The sequence below is a fragment of the Micromonospora sp. NBC_00898 genome (assembly GCF_045207895.1).
Classification (GTDB): domain Bacteria; phylum Actinomycetota; class Actinomycetes; order Mycobacteriales; family Micromonosporaceae; genus Micromonospora.
The window spans coordinates 4990416-5016581 of the sequence record NZ_CP108775.1 but is presented as its reverse complement, the minus strand read 5'-3'; the positions used below and the strand labels follow the sequence as shown (position 1 = coordinate 5016581).

The following is a 26166-nucleotide window of genomic DNA, read 5'->3' as shown; positions in this document are numbered from 1 at the left end:
CAGCGCCGACGTTCCTGCCGACGGCCCGCCCGGTGCCCGAATCGCCCCGGGCCCACGGTGTGACAAACACCGCAGGCCCGGGAAACGGACATCAGGTCGGTCAGCCGGCGGTACGCGCCACGCCGACCGGGCAGCTCAGCCCGTTCGGGCCGTGGTTGCAGTACCCGTTCGGGTTCTTCGTGGGGGCCAGGTACTGCTGGTGGTAGTCCTCGGCGAAGTAGTAGGCGCCGAGCGGGGCGATCTCCGTGGTGATCTCACCCTTGCCGGCCCGCGCCACGATCGGCGCGAACGCGTCCCGGGAGGCCCGTGCGGTTGCGGCCTGCTCCTCCGTGGTGGTGTAGATCGCCGACCGGTACTGCGTACCGACGTCGTTGCCCTGGCGCATGCCCTGGGTCGGGTCGTGGTTCTCCCAGAAGACCTTGAGCAGGTCCTCGTAGCCGATCTTCGTGGGGTCGTAGACCACCTGGACCACCTCGGCGTGCCCGGTCATCCCGGAGCAGACCTCCTCGTAGGTCGGGTTCGCGGTGATACCACCCGCGTAACCCGCCGACGTGGTGAGCACGCCCGGCAGGGTCCAGAACAGCCGCTCGGCGCCCCAGAAACAGCCCATGCCGAAGACGGCGACCTGCGAGCCCTCGGGAAAGGGGCCCTTCAGCGAGGACGGCAGCACCTCGTGCCGGTCACCGATCGGCATCGCGATCGGGCGGCCCGGCAGGGCCTGGTCGGGGGTGGGCAGCTCGGCCTTCATGCGGCGAAGGAACACGGTGGGACTCCTTTCCTACCTCTCCCCGCCTGCAACACCCGCGGGCCCGACTTCCTTACCCGCCCGGTTCGGGGTCAGGCCGCCACCGCGTCGGCTACCCGCCGTGCGTAGCCCTCGGCGTCGGCGTCGTCGGTGTAGCGGGTCCGTGGCCAGAAGAAGCCGCGCAGACCGTCCCCCTTGGTCCGGGGCACCACGTGGGTGTGCAGGTGCGGGACGGACTGCGACACCTTGTTGTTCAACGCGACGAACGTCCCGCCGGCCCCCAGCCCGGTCTCCACGGCCAGGGCCAGCCGCTGCACGAGGCCGAAGTAGCCGGCCAGCGCCTCCGCCGGCAGGTCGGTCAGGGTGACCAGGTGGGTCCGCGGCACCACCAGCACGTGACCCTTGAACACCGGCCGGGTGTCCAGGAAGGCCACCCCGTCCGGTTCGTCGGCCACCCGGAACGCGGGCACCTCGCCCGCCACGATCCCGCAGAACACGCACCCGCTCATCGGGCCAGGTTAGGCGGCCGACCGGCGTGCCGCGGGGTGGCGTCAGTCCCGGCTCTCGCCTGCTTTGCTTGACGTCCCTGGGCGGAACAGACGGATGTGGTCGTCGCGGCCTGTGGAGTTGATGCCGCACACGAATCAGTCGCTCGGCCGGCAGCGGCGTGACCCGCGCCCTGGGTTCCACCCGGTGGGACGGGCGAGGGGACTAACGTCTCGGGAATGAGTCACGGCTTCGAGACGCTCGCCATCCACGCCGGCCAGGACCCGGAGGCCCGCACCGGCGCGGTGATCCCACCGATCTACCAGACCAGCACCTATGCCCAGGACGCCGTCGGCGCGCCCCGCCAGGGCTACGAATACAGCCGCTCCGGCAACCCCACCCGGGACGCGCTCCAGGAGTGCCTGGCCGCGCTGGAGGGCGGGCCGGTCGGGCTCGCCTTCGCCAGCGGGCTGGCCGCCGAGGACACCCTGCTGCGTACCGTCTGCAAGCCGGGTGACCACGTGGTGATCCCGGACGACGCGTACGGCGGCACGTACCGGCTCTTCGCCAAGGTCGCGGAGCGCTGGGGGCTCGACTTCACGCCGGCCCGGGTCTCCGACCCGGACGCGGTGCGCGCCGCGATCCGCGCCACCACCAAGATCGTCTGGGTGGAGACGCCGACCAACCCGCTGCTCGGCATCGCCGACATCGCCGCCCTGGCCGCGGTCGCGCACGACGCCAACGCGCTGCTGGTGGTCGACAACACCTTCGCGTCGCCGTACCTGCAGCAGCCGCTCGCGCTCGGCGCGGACGTGGTGGTCCACTCCACCACCAAGTACATCGGAGGGCACTCCGACGTGGTCGGTGGCGCGCTGATCGCCGCCGACGCCGGGCTCGGCGAGGGGCTGCGCTACCACCAGAACGCGATGGGCGCGGTCAACGGCCCGTTCGACGCCTGGCTCACCCTGCGCGGCATCAAGACCCTCGGCGTACGGATGGACCGGCACTGTGACAACGCCGAGCGGATCGCCGCGTACCTGGACGGGCACGCCAAGGTCGGCCAGGTCATCTACCCGGGCCTGCCGTCGCACCCGGGCCACGAGGTGGCCGCGAAGCAGATGCGCCGGTTCGGCGGCATGATCTCCTTCCGCGCCGCGGGTGGCGAGGAGCACGCCGTGGAGATCTGCAACCGGGCCAAGCTCTTCGTGCTCGCCGAGTCGCTCGGCGGCGTGGAGTCCCTGATCGAGCACCCCGGCCGGATGACACACGCAAGTGCTGCCGGCTCGCCGCTTGAAGTTCCCGGCGATCTCGTGCGACTGTCTGTCGGCATCGAGACGGTCGACGACCTGCTCGCCGATCTGGAGCAGGCGCTGGGCTGACCGCTGGGGAGGGTGGCCGTGCAGGACATCATGCCGACCTGGGTGGGGGCGACCGCCAAGCAGATCGCCCGGGGCGTACGCCGGGGCGATGTCTCCGCCACCCAGGTCGTCGCCGACCATTTGGACCACATCGCCCGGGCCGACGCCGACCTCGCCGCGTTCCGCACGGTACGCGGCGGAGAGGCGATCACCGAGGCGGAGAAGGTCGACGAGCAGGAGGACCTGGCCAACCTCCCCCTCGCCGGGGTGCCGGTGGCGGTCAAGGAGAACACGCCGGTCGCCGGCCTGCCCACCTGGAACGGGTCGGCCGCCGTGCGTACCGCCGTGGCGGAGGCCGACCACGAGGTGGTCCGGCGGCTGCGCGGCGCGGGCGCGGTGATTCTCGGGGTGACCCGGATGCCGGAGCTCGGCCTCTGGGCGCTGACCGACGACGAGACCGGGGTGACCCGCAACCCGTGGGACCCGCGGCGTACCCCTGGCGGCTCCTCCGGCGGCGCGGCCGCCGCGGTGGCCGCGGGCCTGGTGCCGATGGCGCACGGCAACGACGGCCTCGGGTCGATCCGCATCCCGGCGGCCTGCTGCGGCCTGGTCGGGCTCAAGCCCGGCCGGGGTGTGGTGCCCTGCCAACTCGGCGCGGACGACTGGTTCGGCCTCACCGAGCACGGTGTGCTGACCGGCACGGTGGCCGACGCGGTGGTCGGCTTCTCGGTGCTGGCCGGCCGCCGTCCCGACAAGCTGGTCCCGCCGGCGCGGCTGCGGGTCGGCGTCTCGCTGCGCTCGCCGGTGCGCGGCGTGTCACCGGACGCGCCCAACCGGGACGCGGTGGCCGCGGCCGGCCGGCTGCTCGCCGCCGCCGGGCACGACACCGTACCCGCCGACCCGGTCTACCCGACCCGGCTGGGCCTGCAGGGCATCGCCACCTGGTTCGCCGCGGCCGCCGCCGACGTGCAGGCCGCCGGGGTGGAGCGGCGGGTCCTGCAGCGGCGCAGCCGCCGGCACGTCGCGCTCGGCGAGTGGGCGCAGCGGCGCGGGTACGTCCGGGAAGCCGACCGGGCCGCCTGGCGCGAGCGCTCGGTGAACTTCTTCGGCGATCACTCGATCGACCTGCTGCTCACTCCGGCGCTGGCCGGCCCGCCACCGGAGGCCGCCGGCTGGGCGGGCCGCTCCTGGGTGGCGAACATGAAGGCCAACATCCGGTACGCCCCGTACGCGGCGCCGTGGAACATCGCCGGCCTGCCCGCCATCGTGGTGCCGGTCGGCCGGCGTCCGGACGGGCTGCCCGTCGCCGTGCAGCTGGTCGGGCCGCCCGGCTCGGAGCTGCTGCTGCTCGGCATCGCCGGCCAGTTCGAGATGCAGGCTCCCTGGCAGCGGCACGCCCCCGGCTACCCCCGGGTGGGGACCGGCTCGCCCGCGACCGCGTGACCTACCAGCCGGACCGTGGCGTCGCCGCCGGCCGGCGCAGGGCGGGTGGCACGATCGGGGCATGACGGATCTGGTCGGTCTCGCCGACGTACAGGCCGCGCGGGAACTGCTCGCCGGCGTCACGCGTACCACCCCGCTGGAACCCTCGCGGCCGCTCAGCGCCGCCCTCGGCGGCCCGGCCTGGTTGAAATGCGAAAACCTGCAGCGCGCCGGGTCGTACAAGGTGCGCGGCGCGTACGTGCGGATCTCCCGGCTCTCGGCCGAGGAGCGGGAACGCGGCGTGGTCGCCGCCAGCGCCGGCAACCACGCGCAGGGGGTGGCGCTCGCCGCCGGCCTGGTCGGCACCCACGCCACCGTCTTCATGCCGGTGAACGCGCCGCTGCCGAAGGTGGCCGCCACCAAGGGGTACGGCGCCCAGATCGAGCTGGTCGGCAACACGGTGGACGAGTCGCTGGTCGCGGCGCAGACCTTCGCCGAGCGGACCGGGGCGGTGCTGATCCACCCGTTCGACCACCGGGACGTCATCGCCGGGCAGGGGACGGTGGCGCTGGAGATCCTCGAACAGTGTCCCGACGTGAAGACCATCGTCACCGGGGTCGGCGGTGGCGGGCTCGTCTCCGGCATCGCGGTGGTCGCCAAGGCGCTGCGCCCGGACGTACGGGTGATCGGGGTGCAGGCCGCGACCGCTGCGGCCTTCCCGCCCTCGCTGAAGGCCGGCGAGCCGGTGCGGCTGCCGTCGTTCTCGACGATCGCGGACGGCATCGCGGTGGGCTGTCCCGGTGAGCTGACCTTCACCCACGTCCGCAAGCTGGTCGACGAGATCGTCACGGTCTCCGAGGAGGACATCTCCCGGGCGCTGCTGATGCTGCTCGAGCGCGGCAAGCAGGTGGTGGAGCCGGCCGGCGCGGTCGGCGTGGCCGCGCTGCTGGCCGGCGTCGTCGAGGTGGAGGCGCCGGTGGTGGCGGTGCTCTCCGGCGGCAACATCGATCCGCTGCTGATGCTGCGGGTGATCGAGCACGGCCTCGCGGCGGCCGGCCGGTACCTGCGGGTCACCGTGCGCTGCTCGGACCGGCCCGGCCAGCTCGCTTCGCTGCTCAGCGAGATCGCCGAGCACCGGGCCAACGTGGTCGACGTGGAGCACCAGCGGGCCAACCCGCACCTGCGCCTCGGTGAGGTGGAGGTGGCGTTGTCGGTGGAGACCCGGGGCGTGGAGCACTCCGACACGCTGATCAGTGCGCTGCGGGCCAGCGGCTACCAGGTGGTCTTCGCGGCCGAGGCGTGACGCCGCCCAGCGCCGTCGGCTGACGGCGCGCGGCGGGGCGTCGCGGTGCCGGAGACAGCACCGCCTTGGCCGGGTCCGGCCAAGGCGGTGCGGCAGTCGGGTCCGACCAGCCTGTCAGCCCCGGTCGGGGTCGGGCCCGGACCTGCCGGCGCGGGTCCGGGTGCGGAGCTCAGCCGGAGAAGGGTTCGAACTTGACCACGGTCACCTTGATGTCGGCGCCGCTGGGGGCCGTGTAGGTGCAGGTCTGGCCCTCGCGACCGCCCAGGATCGCCTTGCCGAGCGCGGACTCGGGGCTGTAGACGGTCAGGTCGGTGGTGGACGCGATCTCCCGCGAGCCGAGCAGGAAGGTCTCGGTGTCGTCGGTGTCGTCGTCGAAGTAGATCGTCACCACCATGCCGGGCGACACCGCGTCGGCGGACGGGGCGGCCCCGACCTTGGCCGTGCGGAGCAGCTCCTTGAGGTAGAGGATGCGCCCCTCGGCCTTGCCCTGCTCCTCGCGGGCCGCGTGGTAGCCGCCGTTCTCCCGCAGGTCGCCCTCCTCGCGCCGGGCGTTGATCTCGGCGGCGATGACCGGCCGGTTGGCGATCAGCTCGTCGAGATCACCCTGCAGGCGGTCGTACGCGTCCTGGGACAGCCAGGTGGCGGGCGCCTCGTTGCCATTCGTGGACACAGGCGGTCCTCCTCGTTGGTGCGGACTGGCTGACAGGTGAACTACCAAGTTACCAGTGCGGGACACTTCGAGGTGTCGCCGATCACCCCGGGGTGCCGGCCGCCGACCCGGCCGCGGGTCGTGCGCTGCGGGCCGGTCAGGCGGCCGGGCGGCAGCGCAGCACCTCGCCGATGAACGGTCGGGCGCTGGTGGCCAGCCGGTGCCGTGCGTCGACCTGCCGCTCACCCGGCCGCGCGGTCACCGTGACCTCCTCGCGTCCCACCTCGGCGCCGTCGGCGGCCCGGGCCCGGAGTACGCAGGTCGCCGAGCCGCCGGTCGGTACGGTCACCCGGAAGTCGACAACCACCTGGGAGTCGGTGATCTCCGTGTAGGTGGTCACCTGGGCGTCGTACCGGGGATCGCCGTACTGGCGGTAGAGCTTGGCGGCGACCAGGCCGAGGGTCGCCAGCAGGACGACCGCCAGCAGCAATGGGACGAGTGGGCGGCGGCGTCCCGGTTCGCGGCGGCGGCCGTACCGGCCGGGCGGGAAAACCGGTGCGCCCGGCGCGATTGTGGCGTGCGTCTCGGTCACCGGCGGGTATCTCCTGGCGTTGTTGTCGGCGGCATCGGCAAGAATGGCAGAGTCCATCTTCCCAGCCCGGCGCTGACCCAAGGATGGCAGGTCGGCGGAGACGCCGACAGGTCAGCACGGGGGATTGTCCGGGCGCGGGGGAGATTCCGGCAGGTCAGCCGGGTGATCCGGGGTCGGGTCGCCCGACGGGCACAGACGAGGAGTGCCGAACGTGGCAGAGCAGTTGCGTCTCATGGCCGTGCACGCCCACCCCGACGACGAGTCGAGCAAGGGCGCCGCGACCACGGCGAAATACGTCGCCGAAGGGGTGGACGTCCTGGTCGTGACCTGTACGGGCGGTGAGCGCGGCAGTGTGCTCAACCCGAAGATGGACCGGCCGGACGTCTGGGCGAACATCGCCGACATCCGCCGCGCCGAGATGGACGCGGCCCGCGCGATCCTCGGCATCGAGCAGGCCTGGCTCGGGTTCGTCGACTCCGGGCTGCCCGAGGGCGACCCGCTGCCGCCGCTGCCCGAGGGGTGCTTCGCCCTGCAGGACGTGGAGCTCGCGGCGGCACCGCTGGTGCGCCTGATGCGCCAGTTCCGGCCGCACGTCGTCACCACGTACGACGAGGAGGGGGGTTACCCCCACCCGGACCACATCATGACCCACAAGGTGACCGTGGCCGCCTTCGAGGCCGCCGGCGACCCTGACCGCCACCCGGAGCTGGGCGAGCCGTGGCAACCGCTGAAGCTCTACTACGACATCGGCTTCTCCAAGGGCAAGATCATGGCGCTGCACGAGGGCATGCTCGCCGCGGGCCTCGAGTCGCCGTACGAGGACTGGCTCAAGCGTTGGGAGGATCGTCCCGACAAGGGCCCGCGGATCACCACCCGCGTCGAGTGCGCCGAATACTTCCCGGTGCGCGACGACGCCCTGCGCGCCCACGCCACCCAGATCGACCCCGACGGTTTCTGGTTCCACGTCCCGATGGAGCTCCAGCGGCGCGCCTGGCCGACCGAGGACTACCAGCTCGCCCGTTCGCTGGTGGACAGCCCGCTGCCCGAGTCGGACCTCTTCGCCGGGGTCCGCGAGACGTGCCATGCCCGCTGATCCGGCGGAGGGCTACGCTGGACGGGAGCCGCACATCGGAGGAACGCCATGCTGACCACTGCCCAGGTGCTCGCGGAGAACAACTTCGGTGATACCCGCACGGGTGGCCTGGCCGGGCCGATGGGCCTCTTCCTCATCGTGCTGCTGGCCACCGCCACCGTCCTGCTGATCCGCAACATGAACGCCCGGCTGCGCCGGCTGCCCGACCGGTTCCCGCAGCAGGCCGGCCCGGCCGACCTCGGCCACACCGACGGGACAGTCGTCGATCCGACAGACGGGACCGTGGCGCAGGAATCACCGACGAACGGTTCCAACGGCTCCCAGCAGCGCCGGAACGGGTAGTCAACGCGTGATTCACGTCGAAGCCGGTCGTCGCCCCCTGTTGCGACCACCGGCTTTGGCTTAGCCTTCCGCCGGGGGACCGAAAGTCCCCGAGCCGTGCGCGGAAGGGGGGCGCCGATGACCGTCGACCCAACGGCCACCCGCCGTGCCCCCGAGATGCCGGCGGACGGGGTGGGTCCGTGACCCCCGGCCGGGACGGCAAACCCCCTGATCGGCTGGGCCTGCGCGGCACGCCGACCGGGGTGCTCCTGCTGACCGCCGCGGTCGGGGCCACCGCGCTGGCCGCCGCAGTCGTCGGCCTGACCGTCCCGGCGTCCCTCCCGCCGGACGACCCGCTGCCGGGCCCGGTCCGCTTCGCCGTCGCCGTCGCCGCGTTCGCCGTCGCCCAGCTCGCCCGGCTCCGGTTCCGCACCGCCGCCGGGATGGTGAGCATCACCTGGGGCGAGGCCGCCCTCATCGTCTGCCTGTACCTCGTACCGGCCGGTTGGCTGCCGGCGGCGGCCCTGCTCGGCACCGGGGCGGCCTGGACGGCCATGTCCCTGCTCACCGACCGCCGCCCGGCGCTGGAACTCGTCCGGATCACCGGGTCGCTGACCGCCGCCACCGCGCTCGCCGTCGCGGTGGCCGGTGCGCTGGGCCGACCCCTGCTCGCCGCGCCGACCCCGGCGCTCGCCCTCGCGCTCACCGCCGGCTCGGTGACCTACCTGCTCACCACCGGCTGGCTCGGTGGGGCGACCCTGGCGCTGCGGCACGGCGTCCCGATCGGACCGCCGCTGCTCGCCGCGCTCCGCGGCAAGCTGCTGATGTTCGTCGGCAACGTGGCCGTCGGCCTGGTGGTGGTCACGCTGCTGGAGCTCGACGCCCGCTGGCTGCTGCTGCTCCCGCCGCCGCTCTGGCTGCTCCAGCAGACCTACCGCCACCGGCTCCGGGCCGACCAGGAGCGGCGCACCTGGCGGGCGTTCGCGGAGGCCACCGCCGCCCTCAACCAGCTCGACGAGCGGGGCGTGGCGACCGCTGCGGCGGCCGGCGCGCTCACCCTGTTCGGAGCGGAACTGGTCGACGTGGACGTTGCCCGGGGCGACGGCCGGTGGTGGCGGTACCGGGCGGACCCCGGTGGCCAGCTGCGCGACCGGGAGATGGACCCGCCGGGGCGTGCCGAGCCGGCCGAGCACGAGTTGGTCCGACCGCTGACCGTGGGCAGCGTCGGGGTGGGGGAGCTGCGCGTCCACTTTGCCCGGTCGGCCCCGCCCAGCGCCCGCGAGCGGGACGCCGTCGCGGCCTTCGGCGACGCCCTGGCCGCCGCCCTGCACGACGCCGCCACGCACCGCGAGCTGCGGCTGGTCACCGCCCGCTCCTCGTACGAGGCGGTGCACGACCAGCTCACCGGGCTGGTCAACCGGGCCGCCATGCTCGACCAGGGCGACCAGGCGTTGCGCAAGCTCGCCCACGACCACCCGGTGGCGCTGCTGCTGCTCGACATCAACCAGTTCAAAGAGGTCAACGACACGCTCGGGCACGCGGCCGGCGATGAGCTGCTGCGGCTCACCGCCAACCGGCTGGCCGCCCTCGCCCGCCCCGGTGACCTGCTGGGCCGGCTCGGCGGGGACGAGTTCGCCCTGCTGCTCAGCGCCGTCCCGGTGGTCGGCGACCGCGCCGCGCCGATGGCGTACGCGTTGCGGCAGGCCCGGGAGATCGCCGAGCGGCTCGCCGCGCCGACGGAGGTGGCGGGCGTACGGATGTCCGTCGAGGTCTCGGTGGGTGTGGTGGTCGCCGACGCGGGCACCGCCGACCTCACCGAGCTGCTGCGCCGGGCCGACATCGCCATGTACCAGGCGAAGGAGGGCGGCGGCAACGTCGCCGTGTACGACAGCTCCCGGGACGCCGCCAGCACCGACCAGCTCGCGCTGCTCGCGGAGCTGCGGGAGGCCCTCGCTGCCGACGACCAGCTGGTGCTGGCGTTGCAGCCGGCGGTGGACCTGGCGACCGGCGCCCCGACCGGGGTGGAGGCACTGATCCGCTGGCGGCACCCGCGCCGCGGCTGGCTCGGTCCGTCCGACTTCATCCGCCCGGTGGAGAACAGCGAGCAGCTCGGCGCCTTCACCCGGTACGTGCTGGACAAGGCCCTCGCGGTCGCCGCCGACTGGGCCCGCGACGGGCTGGACGTGCCGATCTCGGTGAACCTGTCGGCGCGCAGCCTGCTCGACCCCCGGCTGCCCACGGAGATCGGCGAGGCGCTGCGCCGGCACCAGGTGCCGCCGCACCGGCTGGTCCTGGAGATCACCGAGACGGTGGTGATGAGCGAGCTGGAGGTCATCGACGAGGTGCTCGCCACGCTGCGCGCGATGGGCGTGCAGCTCGCCGTCGACGACTTCGGCACCGGCTTCTCGTCGCTGACCTTCCTCACCCGGATCGCCGTCGACGAGCTGAAGGTCGACCGTTCCTTCGTGATCCGGATGGCCGACTCGCCCGAGGCGGCGGCGATCGTCCGGACCACCGTGGGGCTCGCCCACGAGCTGGGGTTGCGGGTGGTCGCCGAGGGGGTGGAGACCGCCGAGCAGCGGACCGCCCTGGCGGAGCTCGGCTGCACCGCCGCGCAGGGCTACCACTTCTTCAAGCCGATGCCGGCGGACAAGATCGGCGCCGTGCTCGGGTCGCTGCGCGACGCCGCCCCCGGCAATGTCTTCCCGCTCCGCGCCGACGGCGCCTCCTGAGCGACGGTATAAACAAAAAACTTGTAGCCCACTACGAGGTTGACGAAGCGGACAGTCGGCGTCTAACGTGATGCATGCCTGAGTTCGTCGGGCGCGCAGGCCGAATGCCGCGTGGTCCGACGGATGTGTCTGCCAGCAGATAGAGCAATGCCCCGGGCGGCATGCTGAGCAGAGGCGGACCCGGGGCTTACGACGCTACGGTACCACGTGCTCCCGATCAGGCGACCCCTCGCGTCCAGGAGTGACTTCGCATGAGCAACGACCCGTCCCGGAACGAGCCCACCGAAAACAGCGATCCGGTCTGCGAGGGCGGGGATGACGCGGCTGGCCTGCCGGAATGGATGCGGCAGTCCTTCTCCGGCCCTCGGCTGGAGGAGTACGTGCGGGCCGCCCGGGGCTCTGCCTCGCTGGCAACCCGGTTGTACTGGTGGAACATCGAGGTGTCGCAGGCGTTCTACCTGCCGCTGAAGTGCTTGGAGGTGGCGGTCCGCAACGCCCTCCACGACAGACTGCTGGATCGGTATCAGCGAGCTGACTGGTGGCAGGTCGCTCCGCTCACGCCGAACAGCCTGCGGCTGGTGGCGGACGCCGCAGCGGAGTGTGGACGACGTGGTCGCAGACAGCCCAGCCCTGACGACGTCGTAGCCCGGCTGTCATTCGGCTTCTGGGTCGCGCTGGTCAGTTCCTTCTACACGCGTGCCCTCTGGGTTCCGGCACTGCACAAGGCCTTCCCCGGCTACTCGGGCCGTCGCGACGACCTGCACCGGAGCCTCAACACCATGCGGTTGCTCCGCAACCGCATCGGGCACCATGAGCCGATCCACCATCGGGATCTGGCCGCGGACCACGCCACCCTCTACCGTTTGCTGGGTTTTCTACGCCCGGAGCTCGCTACGGGAGTGCGCCTGCGGGACGGCGTTCCCGCCGTGCTGGCTCGCCGGCCCGGTCCGCCGGGAGCCGAGCGTCCCGGCAAGCTGTGCACCTGAGAGCGAGGGAGTGACCGAGATATGCCGGACGCGGGTGAAGTACTGGTCAGTAGGGCCGACATCGCCCGGCTGGCCGGAGTGCGGCGGCCGGCCGTGACGAACTGGGAGCGGCGATACCCCGACTTCCCGGTGCCGGTGAAGTCAGGCGATGGGGTCGACCACTTCCGGGCCGAGGACGTAGCCGGCTGGCTGGAGTCGAGGCGGATACCCCGAAGCGCCCGATGGCCGAGCGAGCCCGAGGGAGTCAGCTACGGCGAGCGCTTCCGCAGAAGTCTCACGACTGCGGACGATCCGTCAGCGGCCGAGACGGCCGCACCCCACCAGGCGATGCTCGGCGCCCAGTTGTACGACTTCTTCTGGGCGGCGGTCCTCGACGACGTGCTTCGGCCCGAGGAGTACCGGGACCTGCTGCTGACCTTGATTCATGCCGCGGCACGGCGTCCCGAGCACTGGTCTGACCTCAGGCGGGCCGTTCAGGCAGGGGATGACGTGTTCCTGCCGGCGCTGCAGTTCGTCCTCGGCGTGTCCGACGCGGGCCCGTTCACCGAACTCTTCGGCTCGGTCGTTCTCACCCCGCGCCACACGGAAGCGGTCAGGACCATCATCGGTCTGATCGATCGGGAGCCGGGCCCGGCCGGTGGAGCGCGAACACAACAGCTCCAGCACCTGTTCACCCGGGTGCTTGAGCGGTACGTGGAGCGTGCCGGCAAGCGCGCCGGAGAGCTGTTCACGCCCCCGTCGGTCACTCGACTGGCGACGAGAATGCTCGCTGCCACCGGCGTGGGAACATCTCTCTACGACCCGTACTGCCGCTCCGGCGAGTTCCTGTCCGCGCTCGCGGCTGAGTGCACCGAGGCCGGCGTGGCGCAGTCCATGCTGAGGGTCGAGGGAGTGGCGCAGCAGGCCGCGACTCGCCGGGTGGCCGAGCTGCAGCTCAGTCTGCACGGTGTCGAGGCGGACCTGCGGGGCGGTCTCGCGCTCGCCCACCACCAGTTCCTGGACCACCGCCACGACCTGGTCGTCTGTAACCCGCCCTTCAACGCCCGCCTTGCCGAACACCTGCTGACCGACCGGAACTGGGCTTACGGAGATCCGCCGCCGCACAATGGCAATTTGGCATGGTTGCAGCACGCTCTCGCGGCGCTCGACGGGCACGGCCGGGCAGCGGTGTTGTTGCCGAACAATGCCGCTACGTCGGCCCGTCCCGCGGAGCGAAAGATCCGGGCCGCGTTGGTGGAGGAGGGCGTGGTCGCCTGCCTCGTGGCGCTGCCCTCCAATCTGTTCGCGGGTACGGCCGTGCCCGTGACGCTTTGGCTGCTCGACAAGCAACGCCGCCATCCTGGTGAGGTCCTCTTCATCGACGCCACCTCGGCAGGGAGGATGGTGGCCCGATCGTCTCGGATATTGACCGACTACGACATATCAGAGCTGGTGGCCACCTTCGCTCGGTGGTGGCGTGCCGAGCCGGGCCAGCCGTTCGACGCGCAGTTGGCGCGCCGCGTCCCGGCTGCGGAGATACGAGAACAGAACTATTCTCTGAACCCTGCCTTCTACGTGGAGCAGCCGGCGACGCCGCGAGCTGATCTCCGCCCGGAGGATGTGGGGCCGCTCTCGGCTGAGTTGCATCGTCTGCGGCGTGTTGCGCAGGAGGCGGGCGATCAGGCGGCTGCGATGATTGCCGCCGCATACGGACAAAGCGCCCGATCAGCGCCCCGTACGCGTGACTCGCTGATCGGAGCGGTGCCGGCCGACTGGCAGCGGCTCACTCTCCGCCAGCTGGCTGAGATCCAGATCGGTCCTCAACTACCTCGGGACCCCTCGTCCGGCAGTGGTGTGCCGATCGTCAACCCGCGGGATCTGCGAGACGGGTGGATCGCAGGGGACGGCCTCGATGTTGCGACGGACGTCCAGAGTGGCCTGGTCCGCCGGTACGGCCTGATGCCCGGTGACATTCTCTGTGTACGGACGGGAGAACTGGGACGTCACGGCTTGGCGCGTGCGGAGCAACAGGGATGGCTTTTCAGCCCGGGACTGTTCCGGGTTCGTCCGGGGCGCGACGTCGTACCGGAGTTCCTCGCGCACTACCTCGGCCTGCCGCAGGTGCGGATGTGGATCAGGAGGCAGGGGTCCGGGACGGCGGTGCCGAACATCCAGGGCCGCGTACTCGGGGAGCTGCCGATCGTGCTACCCCCGATCGCGGTCCAGCAGCAGGTCGGCGTAGCGCTCGCAATCCTGCAGGACGAGGCCCGCCGCTACGACCAACTCGTCAGGACCGCCGGTCGGCTTCGGGAGACGCTCGTGCCTCTGCTGATGACCGGAACGTTGCTGGCACCCTGAAGCGACGACGTGAGATGCGGGCACCCCGTCGCGGGTAACGCCCCGCCCCGGGAGTTCCGGTGCGCCGGCCGATTGGCCGTGACGGCTGGCGGCCACCCTCCCGGGCCCGACCGGTCCGCTCGCGGCGCGCGGCCGGTGCGCGCTGGATATGGTCGTCGGGTGAACCGACTCGCGAACGCCACGTCGCCGTACCTGCTCCAGCACGCCGACAACCCGGTCGACTGGTGGCCCTGGTGCGACGAGGCGTTCGCCGAGGCGAGGCGGCGCGACGTGCCGGTGCTCGTCTCGGTCGGCTACGCCGCCTGCCACTGGTGCCATGTGATGGCGCACGAGTCGTTCGAGAACGAGGCCGTGGGTCGGCTGGTCAACGACGGCTTCGTCGCCATCAAGGTGGATCGGGAGGAGCGGCCGGACGTCGACGCCGTCTACATGACCGCCACCCAGGCGATGACCGGCCAGGGCGGCTGGCCGATGACGGTCTTCGCCACCCCGGACGGCACCCCGTTCTTCTGCGGGACCTACTTCCCGCGCGCGAACTTCATCCGGCTGCTGGACTCCGTGGGTACCGCCTGGCGGGACCAGCGGGAGGCCGTGCTCCGGCAGGGCGCCGCCGTGGTCGAGGCGATCGGCGGGGCCCAGGCCGTCGGCGGAACGACCGCGCCGCTCACCGCCGAACTGCTCGACGCCGCCGCCGCGCAGCTCGGCACGGAGTACGACCGGAGCAACGGCGGCTTCGGCGGGGCGCCCAAGTTCCCGCCGCACATGAACCTGCTCTTCCTGCTCCGCCACCACCAGCGCACCGGCTCCGCGCAGAGCCTGGAGATCGCCCGGCACACCTGCGAGGCGATGGCCCGCGGCGGCATCCACGACCAGCTCGCCGGCGGCTTCGCCCGCTACTCCGTGGACGCGCACTGGACCGTGCCGCACTTCGAGAAGATGCTCTACGACAACGCGCTGCTGCTGCGGGTCTACACCCAGCTCTGGCGGCTCACCGGCGATCGGCTGGCCCGGCGGGTGGCCCGGGACACCGCCCGGTTCCTCGCCGACGAGCTGCACAAGCCGGGGGAGGGTTTCGCCTCCGCGCTGGACGCGGACACCGAGGGCGTCGAGGGGCTCACCTACGCCTGGACGCCGGCCCAGCTCGTCGAGGCGCTGGGCGATGAGGACGGCCGCTGGGCGGCCGACCTGTTCGCGGTGACCGAGGAGGGGTCGTTCGAGCACGGGACGAGCGTGCTGCGGCTGGCCCGGGACGTCGACGACGCCGACCCTGCGGTGCGGGCGCGTTGGCAGGGCGTGGTCGGGCGGCTGCTGGCCGCCCGGGACACCCGCCCGCAGCCGGCCCGCGACGACAAGGTGGTGGCCGCGTGGAACGGCCTGGCGATCACCGCGATCGCCGAGTTCCTCCAGGTCGCCGCCGTCTTCGCAGCCCCCGACGACGAGGACGCGAACCTGATGGACGGCGTCGCCATCGTCGCGGACGGGGCGATGCGGGACACCGCCGAGCACCTGGCGACGGTGCACCTGGTGGACGGGCGGCTGCGCCGGGTCTCCCGGGACGGGGTGGTCGGGGAGCCGGCCGGCGTGCTGGAGGACTACGGCTGTGTGGCCGAGGCGTTCTGCGCCCTGCACCAGCTCACCGGCGAGGGTCGCTGGCTGGAGCTGGCCGGGCAGCTCCTCGACGTGGCGCTGGCCCGGTTCGCCGCGCCCGACGGCGGGTTCTTCGACACGGCCGACGACGCCGAGCGGCTGGTCACCCGGCCGGCCGACCCGACCGACAACGCCACCCCGTCCGGCCGGTCGGCGATCGTCGCGGCGCTGGTGACGTACGCGGCGTTGACCGGGGATGTGCGGTACCGGGAGGCCGCCGAGGTGGCCCTGTCGACTGTCGCGCCGATCGTCGGCCGGCACGCGCGGTTCACCGGGTACGCCGCCACCGCCGGCGAGGCGCTGCTCTCCGGGCCGTACGAGATCGCGGTGGTGACCGACCACCCGGCGGACGACCCGCTGGTCCGCGCGGCGCACCGGCACGCCCCGCCCGGGGCGGTCACGGTGGCGGGCCGGACCGACCAGCCCGGTGTGCCGCTGCTCGCCGGCCGGCCCGCGCTGGATGGCCGGACCACCGCGTACGTCTGCCGGGGTTTCGTCTGCGACCGGCCGGTGACCTCCGTCGACGACCTGGTCGCCCAGCTGGGCTGACCCGGCGGCCGGTCATCCGGTCGGGGTGTCCCCGTCGCCGGTCGGGGCGCGCAGCGCGGGCGGCAGGCCGTCGAACCAGTCGAGCACCGCCCGCTCGTACGCCAGACCGAAGCGCAGGGTGGCCACCGAGTACGGGTCGATCGCGTCCGCGTCGGCCGGCAGCGCCGCGGCGACCTGCTCGTAGCCGGCCAGCCGTTCGGCGTGCGCGGCCCGGTGTTGCGCCAGGAACGCCGCCATCCGGTCCGCCGGCAGGTGCCGGCCGAAGAGCATGGTGAGCAGCAGGGGGAACCGGATGGTCTCCTCGGCCGGCGGCCGCGCGGCCCACTCGGCGAAGGCGGCCCGGCCGGCCTCGGTGATCTCGTACGGCTGCCGGTCGCGGCGGCCGCGCTCGCCGGCCCGCACCAGTCCGGCGGCGGCCATCGTGCTCAGCTCCCGGTAGACCTGGCTCTGGGTGAGTGACCAGAACGCGCCGATCCGCTGCTCGGCAACCGTCACCAGGTCCCAGCCGGTCATCGGGCCGTCGTGCAGGAAGCCCAGCAGGGAGGCGGCGGTGGCGTTCAGCGGCCGGTCCGGCATCGGGGTGTGCTCCTTCGTGAACTCGCTTGACATCCCATTGTGTCAGGTCGCACGATGATCCCATCGACCTCCCACAGTGGGATGTCGCGGGGGAGGCGTCATGCATACCGTTCTCGTCCTCATCCACGCGGCCAGCGGCACCACGGGGCTGCTGCTCGCGCTGCCGATCCTGCTCGCCCCCAAGCGTCGCGGCCGGCACACCCTGCTCGGCCGGATCTACGCGGTGGTCGCCGTCGGGCTCAGCCTGAGCGCGCTGGGGCTCTTCGCCCTCGACCCCGCCCGGCTCTGGGGGCTGGCGATCCTCGGCGTGTTGGCCCTGGGCTGGCTGCTCGGTGGGCTCTGGTTCGCCCGCCGCCGTCCGCGCGGGATGGGCGGCCGGGGTTGGCGGATCTGGCACCTCAACCTGATGAGCAGCACGGTGATCGCCTTCGTGACCGGCTTCGCCGTACAGATGACCGACGGCAACCTGGTCGCCTGGCTGGCGCCCACGGTCCTCGGCTCCCTGCTGATCGCCCGGACGACCGCCCGCGAGGTGGCCCGCGCGCCGCGCCGGATCGTGGTGAACGCGGCGGGGTGATCCGGCCCTCCGGGCGGGGATCGGGGGTCGCCCCGATAGGCTGGCGGCGTTATGGACTCCCGGACCGGACTCCCCGTCGTGGGCATGGTGGGCGGCGGCCAGTTGGCCCGGATGACCCACCAGGCCGCCATCGCCCTCGGCCAGTCGCTGCGCGTGCTGGCGCTCGCCCCCGACGACGGCGCCGCGCTGGTCGCGGCCGACGTCCAGTACGGCGACCACACCGACCTGGCCGCGCTGCGCACCTTCGCCAAGGGCTGCGACGTGGTCACCTTCGACCACGAGCACGTGCCGACCGAGCACATCCGCGCCCTCGCCGACGAGGGGGTGAAGCTCTTCCCGCCGGCCGGCGCGCTGCTGCACGCACAGGACAAGCGGGTGATGCGGGAGCGCGTCGGTGAGCTGGGCGCGCCGAACCCGGCCTGGCGGCCGGTCGCCGAGCCGGCCGACCTGATCGGCTTCGGTGACGAGGTCGGCTGGCCGGTGGTGCTGAAGGCGGCCCGGGGTGGTTACGACGGACGCGGCGTCTGGTTGGTGGACGACGCGGCGCAGGCCGCCGAGCTGGGCTCGACCCTGTTGGCCGGGGGCAGCTCGCTGATCGTCGAGGAGCGGGTGGCGCTGCGTCGGGAGTTGGCGGTGCAGGTCGCGCGCTCCCCGTTCGGCCAGGTGGCCGCGTACCCGGTGGTGGAGACCGTGCAGCGGGACGGGATCTGCGTGGAGGTGCTGGCCCCCGCCCCGGACCTGCCGGAGGAGCTGGCGGTCGCCGCCCAGCAGCTCGCCATCGACCTGGCCACCGCGCTCGGCGTGGTGGGCCTGCTCGCGGTGGAGCTCTTCGAAACGCCCACCGGGCTGGTGGTCAACGAGCTGGCGATGCGTCCGCACAACTCGGGGCACTGGACCATCGAGGGTGCCCGGACCTCCCAGTTCGAGCAGCACCTGCGGGCGGTCCTCGACTACCCGATGGGGGACACTTCGCTGACCGCGCCGGTGGTCGTGATGGCCAACGTGCTCGGCGGCGAGCCGGGTGGGATCTCCATCGACGAACGGCTGCACCACCTGTTCGCCGCCGAACCGGGCGCCAAGGTGCACCTCTACGGCAAGCAGGTGCGCCCCGGCCGCAAGATCGGGCACGTCACGGTGCTCGGGAACGACCTGGACGACGTACGGGCGCGGGCCGCGCGGGCCGCCCGCTGGCTGCGCGAGGGGCACGAGTGAGCACCGTCGGGCTGATCATGGGCAGCGACTCCGACTGGCCGACCATGAAGGCCGCCGCCGAGGCGCTGGACGAGTTCGAGGTGCCGTACGAGGTCGCGGTGATCTCGGCGCACCGCACCCCGGTCAAGATGATCGAGTACGGCCGGGACGCCGCCGAGCGCGGCATCAAGGTGATCATCGCCGGCGCCGGCGGCGCCGCCGCGCTGCCCGGCATGGTCGCCTCGGTCACCCCGCTGCCGGTGATCGGCGTGCCGGTGCCGTTGAAGCACCTCGACGGGATGGACTCGCTCCTGTCCATCGTGCAGATGCCGGCCGGCGTGCCCGTGGCCACCGTGTCGATCGGCAACGCCCGCAACGCCGGGCTGCTCGCCGTGCGCATCCTGGCCGCCTCCGACCGGGCGCTGCTGAAGCGGATGGCCGCGTACCAGGCGGGCCTGGAGGAGTTGGTCGCCGAGAAGGATGCCGCGCTCCGCGCCTCCCTCGGCTGAGCCACTCTCCGTGCTGCCGGACATGAGTGACTCACCGTGATCGACGTGCTCCGCCCGGGGATGCTGCCCGCCGCCTTTGCTCTGCTTCACTCACCGCAACACAGGCCGTGAGCTGGAACCTTCTCGTCCGCCCACCCGACAGGCCCAGGCCGCGGCCGTAACCTTCCGTTGCTGTTGCATGGGCTGAAGCAGAGCAAAGGCCGATCCGACACCATCCTGCGTCCGCGGGCCCGGTGTCGGTCAGTGAGCGGTTCCGGTCAGCCTCGGTCGGCCCGTGCGCCCGGTCAGACCCGCCCCACTCTCGCCGGCACCGGCGGTCGGAGCTGCCTTACTCTGTCCGACCGCGACGAAGGCCCAATGACCCTCCGCTTCATCGCATGCCGCGCAACGCGGTCTGCAGGCGCTCCTGTGCGCGGCGGCGACGTTCATTGCTCGCCCCGAGCACCAGCAGCACGAAGCCGACCGGGATCAGCACCAGCCACGGCCCGAGGCTGAACAACGCGTGCACCGCGGCGATCGCGGTGACCGTGGCGCCCACGATCACCGGCGCCTGCTGCCGGCTGGTCGAGCCGAAGATCAGCACCGCCACCGCGCCGAGCAGCAGCAGCACCTGCCGGAGCATGCTGGACTCGGTGGCCAGCACGATGGCCAGGGTCGGCACGAACGCGGCCACCAGCGCCGGCCCGTACGCGATCCAGCTCGACAGGTCCGGTCGGTGGCGCAGCTCCAGTACCCCCACCACCAGGGCGAGCGCGGCGAACGGGAGCGTGTACGCCTCCGGCAGCGCCACGTCGGCCACCCGCATCAGGATCCACCAGGCGCTGATCTCGCAGGCCACCACCGCCCAGAACAGGATCTGCCGCTCCACCGGCCGGCGGCCCGGCCGGCTCGCGGCCACCCCGAGGACGGCGCCCCAGGCCGCCAGCAGCGCGGCGATGTGCCGGGGGGAGTCGAAGGCCAGGGCCAGCGCGATGAGGGCGGCCGCGTACCCGCTCCACTCCACGGTGGCCGCCTCCCGATACGCCTCCGGACGGCGCAGCCGGGGCAGGGTGGCGGCGAAGACCTGTAGAGCCGCCCCCACCGCCAGCACCCCGAACGCGGACCAGACGGCGGCCAGCCCGGCCACCAGGCCGAGGGTGAGCACGAACAGCTGCGCCATCAGCGAGGCGAAGAGCCAGCCGAGGATGCGGGCCCGCTGGGTGGTGCCGAAGAGCGCGGCGACCACGCCGACGCCGACCGCCCCGCCCAGCGTGAACAGGGTCAGCTCCCGGGTGGCGAGGCTGCCGGCCAGCCCGGCGCCCCCGGCGGCCAGCCCGATCGCGAAGACCAGCACCCGGGCCACCCGCAGCGACCGGGCCGGCTCGACCAGTGCCGGCGGCGGGGTCAGGGCCAGCCCCAGCATCGAGATGGTGAAGACCGCCAGCCCGGCGAGCGCGCTCTCCGGCCAGCCGTGCCCGAGCGCCACCGGGGTGATCAGCAGGGTCACCGCGGCGCCGGGCAGCACCACCGGCACGGCCCGGGAACGGCGGCCTCCGCTGAACCCGGTGGCGGCCAGCGCGGCGGTCACGGTGAGCAGCAGCGCGGTCAGCACATGCGTCGGGTCGACCGCGCCGGGCGGCGGGGTGAGCAGCTCCGGCGGCGGCCCCTGCCAGACCCGGGTGACCGATCGCATCGGCTCGACCAGGGCGAACACCAGCGGCGGCGCGAGCGTCACCAGCGCCAGCGCGGTGGGCAGCACCGCCGCGGCCAGCGCCCCGGCCGCCGGGCTGACCCGCCAGCGCAGCTCCGTCCCGTCGTCCGGCAACCGGCGCAGCGCCCCGTCCAGCAGCACCGACCAGCGGCGCACCGGGCGGGCCGAGCCGGTCGGCGGGGTGGTGGCCGCCCGGACCAGCTCGGCGAGCACACCGAGCAGCGCCGCCGCGGCCGCGTACACGCCGGAGGGCAGGCCGGTGAGGATCGCCGCCACCGCGCTGACGGTCGCGCCGCCGACCACGGCCACGCTCGCGTACGGCAAATATTGCGGAACCTGCCGGCGGACCACCGCCAACGCGGCCAGGCCGAGACTGGACGCGGCAACCGCGGCGGTGACCACCACCTGCGGGGAGCGCCCGAACTCGGCGGCCAGGGCCGCCACCGCGCCGGGGAACGCGAGCAGGGCGGCGCCCGCAGCCGCACCGCCCACCTGCACCAGGTGCGGCGGCATCCCGTCGGCCTCGATGTCCTCCACCAACGGCGGTGCGAGGCTCCGGGCCAGGCCGGCCACCACCACGCCGATCAGCGCGATGCTGCCCAGCGCCAGCGCGGTCGTCCACGGCCGCACCAGCCCGGCGCCGGCCGCGTGCAGGGCGACCACCCCGGCCACCGTGGCCCGCGACAGCGCCGCCCGCGGGTCGACCGCCGCGACCGCGGCCATGCCGAAGATCGTGGCGACCGCGGCGCCCACCAGCACCGGTGACCACCAGGGCAGGTCGAAGGCGGCCGGGGTGCCGATGGTGGCCAGCACGACGGCCGCCCCCGCCACGTCGTACTTCCACGGGGGCGGCAGCAGGATGCCGGCGGCGACGGCCAGCATCGCCAGCGCGATCGGCGCCTGCCAGGTCGCCCCACCGGTCGGCGCGGCCGGCCAGCCGGTCAGATCGCCCGCCCAGATCGGGCCCGGAGTGGCCAGTACACCGACCCCGCCGTGCAGCGCGATCCAGCCGGCGATCAGGCCGATCAGCGTGCCGCCGACCGCGATGCCGAGGATCGGCCCCCGCCGCCACTCCTCGGGCATCGCCCTCGCCGCCACCGCCACCACCAGCACCAGCGTGGCCGCCACCACGAGCTGCCCACCGGGCGCCAGCACCGCCGCGATCCGGGCCAGGGTGGCGATCAGCGCCACGGTCGTCGCCGCCGCGGCCAGGTCGGACCCGTCCAGCGAAAGGTCGGCGCGGCGGCCCCGGTCGATGGACGGGGCGAGGAAGAGCAGCACCGCGGCGACCAGCAGCAACGCGCCCACCCAGGCGTCGGCGCTGGTCGTGCCGGGCGCCCCGAACGCGGCCGCGGCGACCGCCAGCGCGCCGAGCCCGGTGCCCACGGCGTGCGGCAGGCTGAGGTGCCGCTGCGCCACCTGGCGGATCGCCGCGTAGCCGAGGGTGACGCAGACGCCGAGGAAGCTCGCCGCGAGCACCGGGACGGTGACCTCGCGCAGGCTCGTCGGGGTGGGGGTCGGGTCGGTGGGGACCGTGGCGGCGACGAACGCGGCCACCGCCCCCGGCAGCGCGAACGCCGCCCCGCCGGCGGCCCAGCCGGAGACCGTGTCCGCCGCGGCCGGGGCGATCCGGACCCGGGGCGCGAGCGAGACCAGCGCGCCGGCCAGGAAGAGGGTGGTCAGCGCGGCGGCGGTCAGCGCCGGGCGGGACAGCGCCGCCCCGGCGCCGAGGGCGCCCAGCCCGAACGCGGTGACGGCGTGCACCACGGCGGAACGCACGCTGCCCGCGGTGAGCCCCAGCACGCCGATGCCCACCGCGGTCAACAGCATCGGCCAGGGGGCGGCCGTCCAGCCCAGCCCGAGGGAGGCCGGTACGGCCAGCGCGGTCAGCGCCGCCCCGAGCACCGCGAACTCGCGCCGGATCTCCGGCGGCAGGGCTACCACGGCGGCGACGGTCAGCAGGAAGGCGCTCGCGGCGAGCTGCCAGCCGGTCGGGCCGACCGCCGCCGCCAGCGTGGCGTGCCAGCGGTCCAGGTCCGCCGCCCAGGCGGGCAGCGCCGCCCGGACCGGAGCCAGCCCGGCCCGCAGCGCGCCGCCGGCCACCACCAGGCCGCTGACCGTCAGCGCCACGGCCGAGGCGAGCTGCGGCCCCCGCCGAGCCGCCTCCGGTACGGCCCGCACGGCCAGGCCGGTGACCGTGATCACCGCCGCGATGAGCAGCAGCGACCGGCCGGGGAAGGCGACCGAGGCGACCCGCCCCAGCGCGCCGATCACCGCGAGGGTGACGATGCCGGCCCCCACGTCCGGCAGCGGCGCTCGACGCAGCACCAGCGTCCCGGCCAGTCCCACCAGCGCGGCGAGCAGCAGCACGGCGCCCGCGCCGGTGGCCACCGGGACCGTGTCGGCGCGCAGCAGCGCGGTGACCGCGTACGCCAGGGCGACCGCCACGGCCGCGCCGTGCAGCACCCAGGTCAGCTCACCCAGCCAGGGCACCGGCCGGGCCGGCCCGGCCGTCGGGGCGGCGGGCGTCTCCGCGCCGAGCACCTCGGCGGACTCCTCGGGGTCCGCCTCCGGGCGACCCTCGGTGGCCCGCGGGCGGGGCGGTGTCGTGGTCGGCGGGCTGGGCAGGTCGCGCCGGACGGGCCGCTCGACGATCACCGCCGAGCGGGCCAGCGCCAGGTCGACGAGGGCGACCGTGGCCAGCGCCAACGCCCAGCCGGCCGGCCCGGTGATCCGGTCGTACGCCAGCAGCGGCAGCACCGGTTGGGCGGCGAGCACGGTGGCGAAGCGGGGCGCGCGCAGCCCGGTCCCGCGGGCGTACCCGAAGGCAACCAGGGTGGTCACCAGGAAGATCGACCCGGCGAAGACCGCACCGGAGGAGCCGCCGCCGATCCGGTCGACCGCCCAGAGCGCGTACCCGGCCAGCGGCACCAGCAGCAGGCCGACCGCGGCGATCGTCTCGGCGGTCGAGGTGAGCCCGCGGCGGGCCAGCACCGGCGGGGCGAGCAGCATGAGCACCGTCGCGACCAGCAGCACGCCCAGCCGGGCCAGGGCGTCCATCGAGCTGGTGGCGACCGCGGCGAAGACCACCGCGGCCACGCCGAGCAGCAGCGCGCCGAGGCCGAGGGGGATGTTCTGCACCTCGCGGGAGGAGGCCTCCGGCGGGTGCTCCGGGTCGTCCACGTCGAGCCACTTCGCGGTGGACCGGGGCGGTGGCGGCGGGAGGTCGTCCGAACCGGGTGGCGGGGTGCCCTGCCGGGGCACCCCGGGCGGCGCGCCGGTGGTGGCCGTCGGCGGGCGCCGGCCGGGCCGGCGGCGCAGCACCCGGCGGGGGCGGCCGGCCTGCTTGACCCGTTCCTCACCGGCGTGCGCGAGGATGTCCCGCTGGAACAGGGCGGCCTGCATCTTGGCGGCGATCTGCCGCTGCTCGCGGGCGATCTCGGCGTCCCGCGCCTTCATCTCCGCGATCGAACGCTCGATCTCGGCCAGGTGCTCGGCCCACTGCGGCTGGTCGGCACCGCAGTGCGGACAGATGACGGCCGGCTTGATCTCCCGACCGCACGAGGCGCACCTGAAGGTCTGCACGACACCCCTCCGTCCGGCCGGCCCGCACTGTGGACCTCCACTGTCGCAGCATGCCCTGAGCGGACGCGGATTTCGACAGTTGCCGGCGGGTTCGGGGCAACAAAAAGAAGCGGCCGGCCGTGGAGCGGGTCCACGGCCGGCCGTACGTGTCGGAGGAGTCAGGGGCGGCCCATGCCGCGGTACTCCCAACCCGCCTGGGTCCACAGTGTGGAGTCGAGGCAGTTGCGCCCGTCGACCACCCGTCGGCCGTTGACCAGCTCGCCCAGGGCGACCGGGTCCGCGTTGCGGAACTCGGCCCACTCGGTGAGCACGCAGACCAGGTCGGCGCCGCTGACGGCGTCGGTCATGGTCTCCTCGTACGTCAGCTCGGGCACCGCCCGGCGGGCGTTCTCGGTGCCCTGCGGGTCGAAGACGTGCACGTCGGCCCCGGCCTTGCCGAGCAGCGCGGCGACGGCGAGCGCCGGGGCGTCCCGGACGTCGTCGGTGTTCGGCTTGAAGGTGGCGCCGAGCACGGCGATCCGGGTGCCGGAGAGGTCCGGCCCGGCCGGGCCGGAGCGGCGGCCGAGCAGCTCGGCGGCGAGCTGGACCACGCGGGTCCGGCGGCGCAGGTTGATCAGGTCGACCTCGTGCAGGAAGCGCAGCGCCTCGCCGGCGCCGAGCTCCTGGGCGCGGGCCTGGAAGGCCCGGATGTCCTTGGGCAGACAGGCACCGCCGAAGCCGAGACCGGCCTGGAGGAACCGGTTGCCGATCCGGGGGTCGTACCCGATGGAGCGGGCCAGCTGGGTGACGTCGCCGCCGGCGGCCTCGCAGACCTCGGCCATCGCGTTGATGAAGGAGATCTTGGTGGCGAGGAAGGCGTTCGCGGCGACCTTGACCAGCTCGGCGGTGGCGAAGTCGGTGACCACCAGGGGGACCTCGCGGTCCTCGGTGGCGGCGAGGTCGAAGACGCCCTTGTGGGCGGCGTAGAGCATGCCGTTGGCCCACTCGCTCTTGACGCCGACGACGATCCGGTTGGGGCGGAGCACGTCGTCGACGGCGAAGCCCTCCTGGAGGAACTCGGGGCTCCACGCCACCTCGACGCCGAGGTCGGCGGGGGTGTGCTTGCCGACCAGCTGCTCGACCCACTCGGCGGTGCCGACCGGGACGGTGGACTTGCCGACGATCAGCGCCTTGCGGGTCAGGTGCTGGGCCAGGCTGGTCACCGACGCCTCGACGTACGACAGGTCGGCGCCCATGCCGTCGGCGCGCTGCGGGGTGCCCACGCAGATGAAGTGCACGTCGCCGAACTCGGCGGTCTCCGCGATGTCGGTGCTGAACCGCAGCCGTCCGGCGGCCAGGTTGCGCCGCAGCAGCTCGTCCAGGCCCGGCTCGTGGATCGGCACCTCACCGGCGTTCAGCTTGGCGATCTTGTCGGCGTCGACGTCGTAGCCGAGCACCTCGTAGCCGAGCTCCGCGTAGCAGATGGCGTACGTCGCGCCGAGGTAGCCGGTGCCGAGGAAGGTCACCCGGGGTCGGGCCGCGCCGGAGGGCGGGGTCACCGCGGCGATGGCCGGTACCGGCTGGGTGTTCGGGTACGGGATCGTCACGCCTGTCTTCTCCGCTCGCACTGGCGGCGCTTCCTTGCGTCGCGTTCGGCTGCGGCGCCTGGCCGGGCACCGGTTGGGGGGACTTTCTGTGGTCGCCGGTCTGCGTCAACGCCTGTCAGGCACGAGCTTACGCGGCGGTAAGGAGCACCAGAACCCCGGTCGCTATCCTGCACTCTGCGCGGTCGGCGGTTCTCAGGCGCTACAGACTGGGCATGATAGCGGTGAAGGGGAG

19 protein-coding genes are annotated in these 26166 nt (G+C 73.5%); 12 read left to right on the top strand and 7 right to left on the bottom strand.

Annotated features, from left to right (window positions below):
* Window positions 1-100: 100 nt before the first annotated feature.
* Both msrA and OG799_RS24320 read right to left on the bottom strand, forming a co-directional pair.
* Window positions 101-763, bottom strand: coding sequence for a peptide-methionine (S)-S-oxide reductase MsrA (msrA, locus tag OG799_RS24325; RefSeq protein ID WP_406037851.1), 663 nt, complete (start codon window positions 761-763; stop codon window positions 101-103).
* A 74-nt stretch (window positions 764-837) separates the two neighbouring features.
* Window positions 838-1254, bottom strand: coding sequence for an HIT family protein (locus OG799_RS24320; protein ID WP_406037849.1), 417 nt, complete (start codon window positions 1252-1254; stop codon window positions 838-840).
* 216 nt (window positions 1255-1470) lie between these two features.
* On the opposite strand from OG799_RS24320, the gene OG799_RS24315 reads away from it, so the two are divergent.
* The 3 genes from OG799_RS24315 (at window position 1471) to ilvA (ending at window position 5314) form a co-directional block, all read left to right on the top strand.
* Window positions 1471-2610 carry a cystathionine gamma-synthase gene (locus OG799_RS24315; RefSeq protein WP_406037847.1) on the top strand — a complete coding sequence of 380 codons (1140 nt, stop codon included), beginning with the start codon at window positions 1471-1473 and terminating at the stop codon, window positions 2608-2610.
* A 12-nt stretch (window positions 2611-2622) separates the two neighbouring features.
* Window positions 2623-4032, top strand: a complete 1410-nt coding sequence (locus tag OG799_RS24310; RefSeq protein ID WP_406037845.1) for an amidase — start codon at window positions 2623-2625, stop codon at window positions 4030-4032.
* A 61-nt stretch (window positions 4033-4093) separates the two neighbouring features.
* The gene (ilvA, locus tag OG799_RS24305; protein ID WP_406037843.1) at window positions 4094-5314 is read left to right on the top strand and encodes a threonine ammonia-lyase; all 1221 of its coding nucleotides are present in this window, start codon (window positions 4094-4096) and stop codon (window positions 5312-5314) included.
* 169 nt (window positions 5315-5483) lie between these two features.
* On the opposite strand, the gene greA is transcribed toward ilvA, so the two are convergent.
* Window positions 5484-5984, bottom strand: coding sequence for a transcription elongation factor GreA (greA, locus tag OG799_RS24300; protein WP_406037841.1), 501 nt, complete (start codon window positions 5982-5984; stop codon window positions 5484-5486).
* Window positions 5985-6120: 136 nt separating this feature from the next.
* The gene (locus OG799_RS24295; protein WP_406046388.1) at window positions 6121-6555 is read right to left on the bottom strand and encodes a DUF4307 domain-containing protein; all 435 of its coding nucleotides are present in this window, start codon (window positions 6553-6555) and stop codon (window positions 6121-6123) included.
* A gap of 211 nt (window positions 6556-6766) precedes the next feature.
* Between OG799_RS24295 and mca the strand changes: the two genes are divergently transcribed.
* The 6 genes from mca to OG799_RS24265 all read left to right on the top strand — a co-directional run bounded on the left by mca (window position 6767) and on the right by OG799_RS24265 (window position 16220).
* The gene (gene mca, locus OG799_RS24290) at window positions 6767-7648 is read left to right on the top strand and encodes a mycothiol conjugate amidase Mca (RefSeq protein ID WP_406037839.1); all 882 of its coding nucleotides are present in this window, start codon (window positions 6767-6769) and stop codon (window positions 7646-7648) included.
* A gap of 48 nt (window positions 7649-7696) precedes the next feature.
* Complete coding sequence (locus OG799_RS24285) at window positions 7697-7990, top strand: hypothetical protein (protein ID WP_406037837.1); 294 nt, start codon at window positions 7697-7699, stop codon at window positions 7988-7990.
* A 215-nt stretch (window positions 7991-8205) separates the two neighbouring features.
* Entirely contained in the window at window positions 8206-10701 is a 2496-nt protein-coding gene (locus tag OG799_RS24280; protein WP_406046387.1) for a putative bifunctional diguanylate cyclase/phosphodiesterase, read from the top strand.
* Between the two features lie 251 nt (window positions 10702-10952).
* The gene (locus OG799_RS24275) at window positions 10953-11687 is read left to right on the top strand and encodes a hypothetical protein (RefSeq protein WP_406037835.1); all 735 of its coding nucleotides are present in this window, start codon (window positions 10953-10955) and stop codon (window positions 11685-11687) included.
* 21 nt (window positions 11688-11708) lie between these two features.
* Complete coding sequence (locus OG799_RS24270) at window positions 11709-14024, top strand: N-6 DNA methylase (RefSeq protein ID WP_406037833.1); 2316 nt, start codon at window positions 11709-11711, stop codon at window positions 14022-14024.
* A gap of 159 nt (window positions 14025-14183) precedes the next feature.
* Window positions 14184-16220 carry a thioredoxin domain-containing protein gene (locus OG799_RS24265; RefSeq protein WP_406037831.1) on the top strand — a complete coding sequence of 679 codons (2037 nt, stop codon included), beginning with the start codon at window positions 14184-14186 and terminating at the stop codon, window positions 16218-16220.
* Between the two features lie 12 nt (window positions 16221-16232).
* Here OG799_RS24265 and OG799_RS24260 read toward each other — a convergent pair whose 3' ends face one another.
* On the bottom strand, window positions 16233-16829 hold the full coding sequence (locus OG799_RS24260) for a PadR family transcriptional regulator (protein ID WP_406037829.1): 597 nt from the start codon (window positions 16827-16829) through the stop codon (window positions 16233-16235).
* Window positions 16830-16896: 67 nt separating this feature from the next.
* On the opposite strand from OG799_RS24260, the gene OG799_RS24255 reads away from it, so the two are divergent.
* The 3 genes from OG799_RS24255 to purE are packed head-to-tail and all read left to right on the top strand — an operon-like array spanning window position 16897 to window position 19073.
* On the top strand, window positions 16897-17373 hold the full coding sequence (locus tag OG799_RS24255; RefSeq protein WP_406037827.1) for a hypothetical protein: 477 nt from the start codon (window positions 16897-16899) through the stop codon (window positions 17371-17373).
* Window positions 17374-17424: 51 nt separating this feature from the next.
* Window positions 17425-18585, top strand: a complete 1161-nt coding sequence (locus OG799_RS24250; RefSeq protein ID WP_406037825.1) for a 5-(carboxyamino)imidazole ribonucleotide synthase — start codon at window positions 17425-17427, stop codon at window positions 18583-18585.
* Window positions 18582-19073, top strand: a complete 492-nt coding sequence (gene purE, locus OG799_RS24245) for a 5-(carboxyamino)imidazole ribonucleotide mutase (protein WP_406037823.1) — start codon at window positions 18582-18584, stop codon at window positions 19071-19073. Before OG799_RS24250 ends, purE begins: the two co-directional genes overlap by 4 nt.
* A 370-nt stretch (window positions 19074-19443) precedes the next feature.
* On the opposite strand, the gene OG799_RS24240 is transcribed toward purE, so the two are convergent.
* Window positions 19444-24348 carry an SCO7613 C-terminal domain-containing membrane protein gene (locus OG799_RS24240; RefSeq protein WP_406037821.1) on the bottom strand — a complete coding sequence of 1635 codons (4905 nt, stop codon included), beginning with the start codon at window positions 24346-24348 and terminating at the stop codon, window positions 19444-19446.
* 158 nt (window positions 24349-24506) lie between these two features.
* Window positions 24507-25934, bottom strand: coding sequence for a UDP-glucose dehydrogenase family protein (locus tag OG799_RS24235; protein ID WP_406037819.1), 1428 nt, complete (start codon window positions 25932-25934; stop codon window positions 24507-24509).
* Between the last annotated feature and the right edge of the window lie 232 nt (window positions 25935-26166).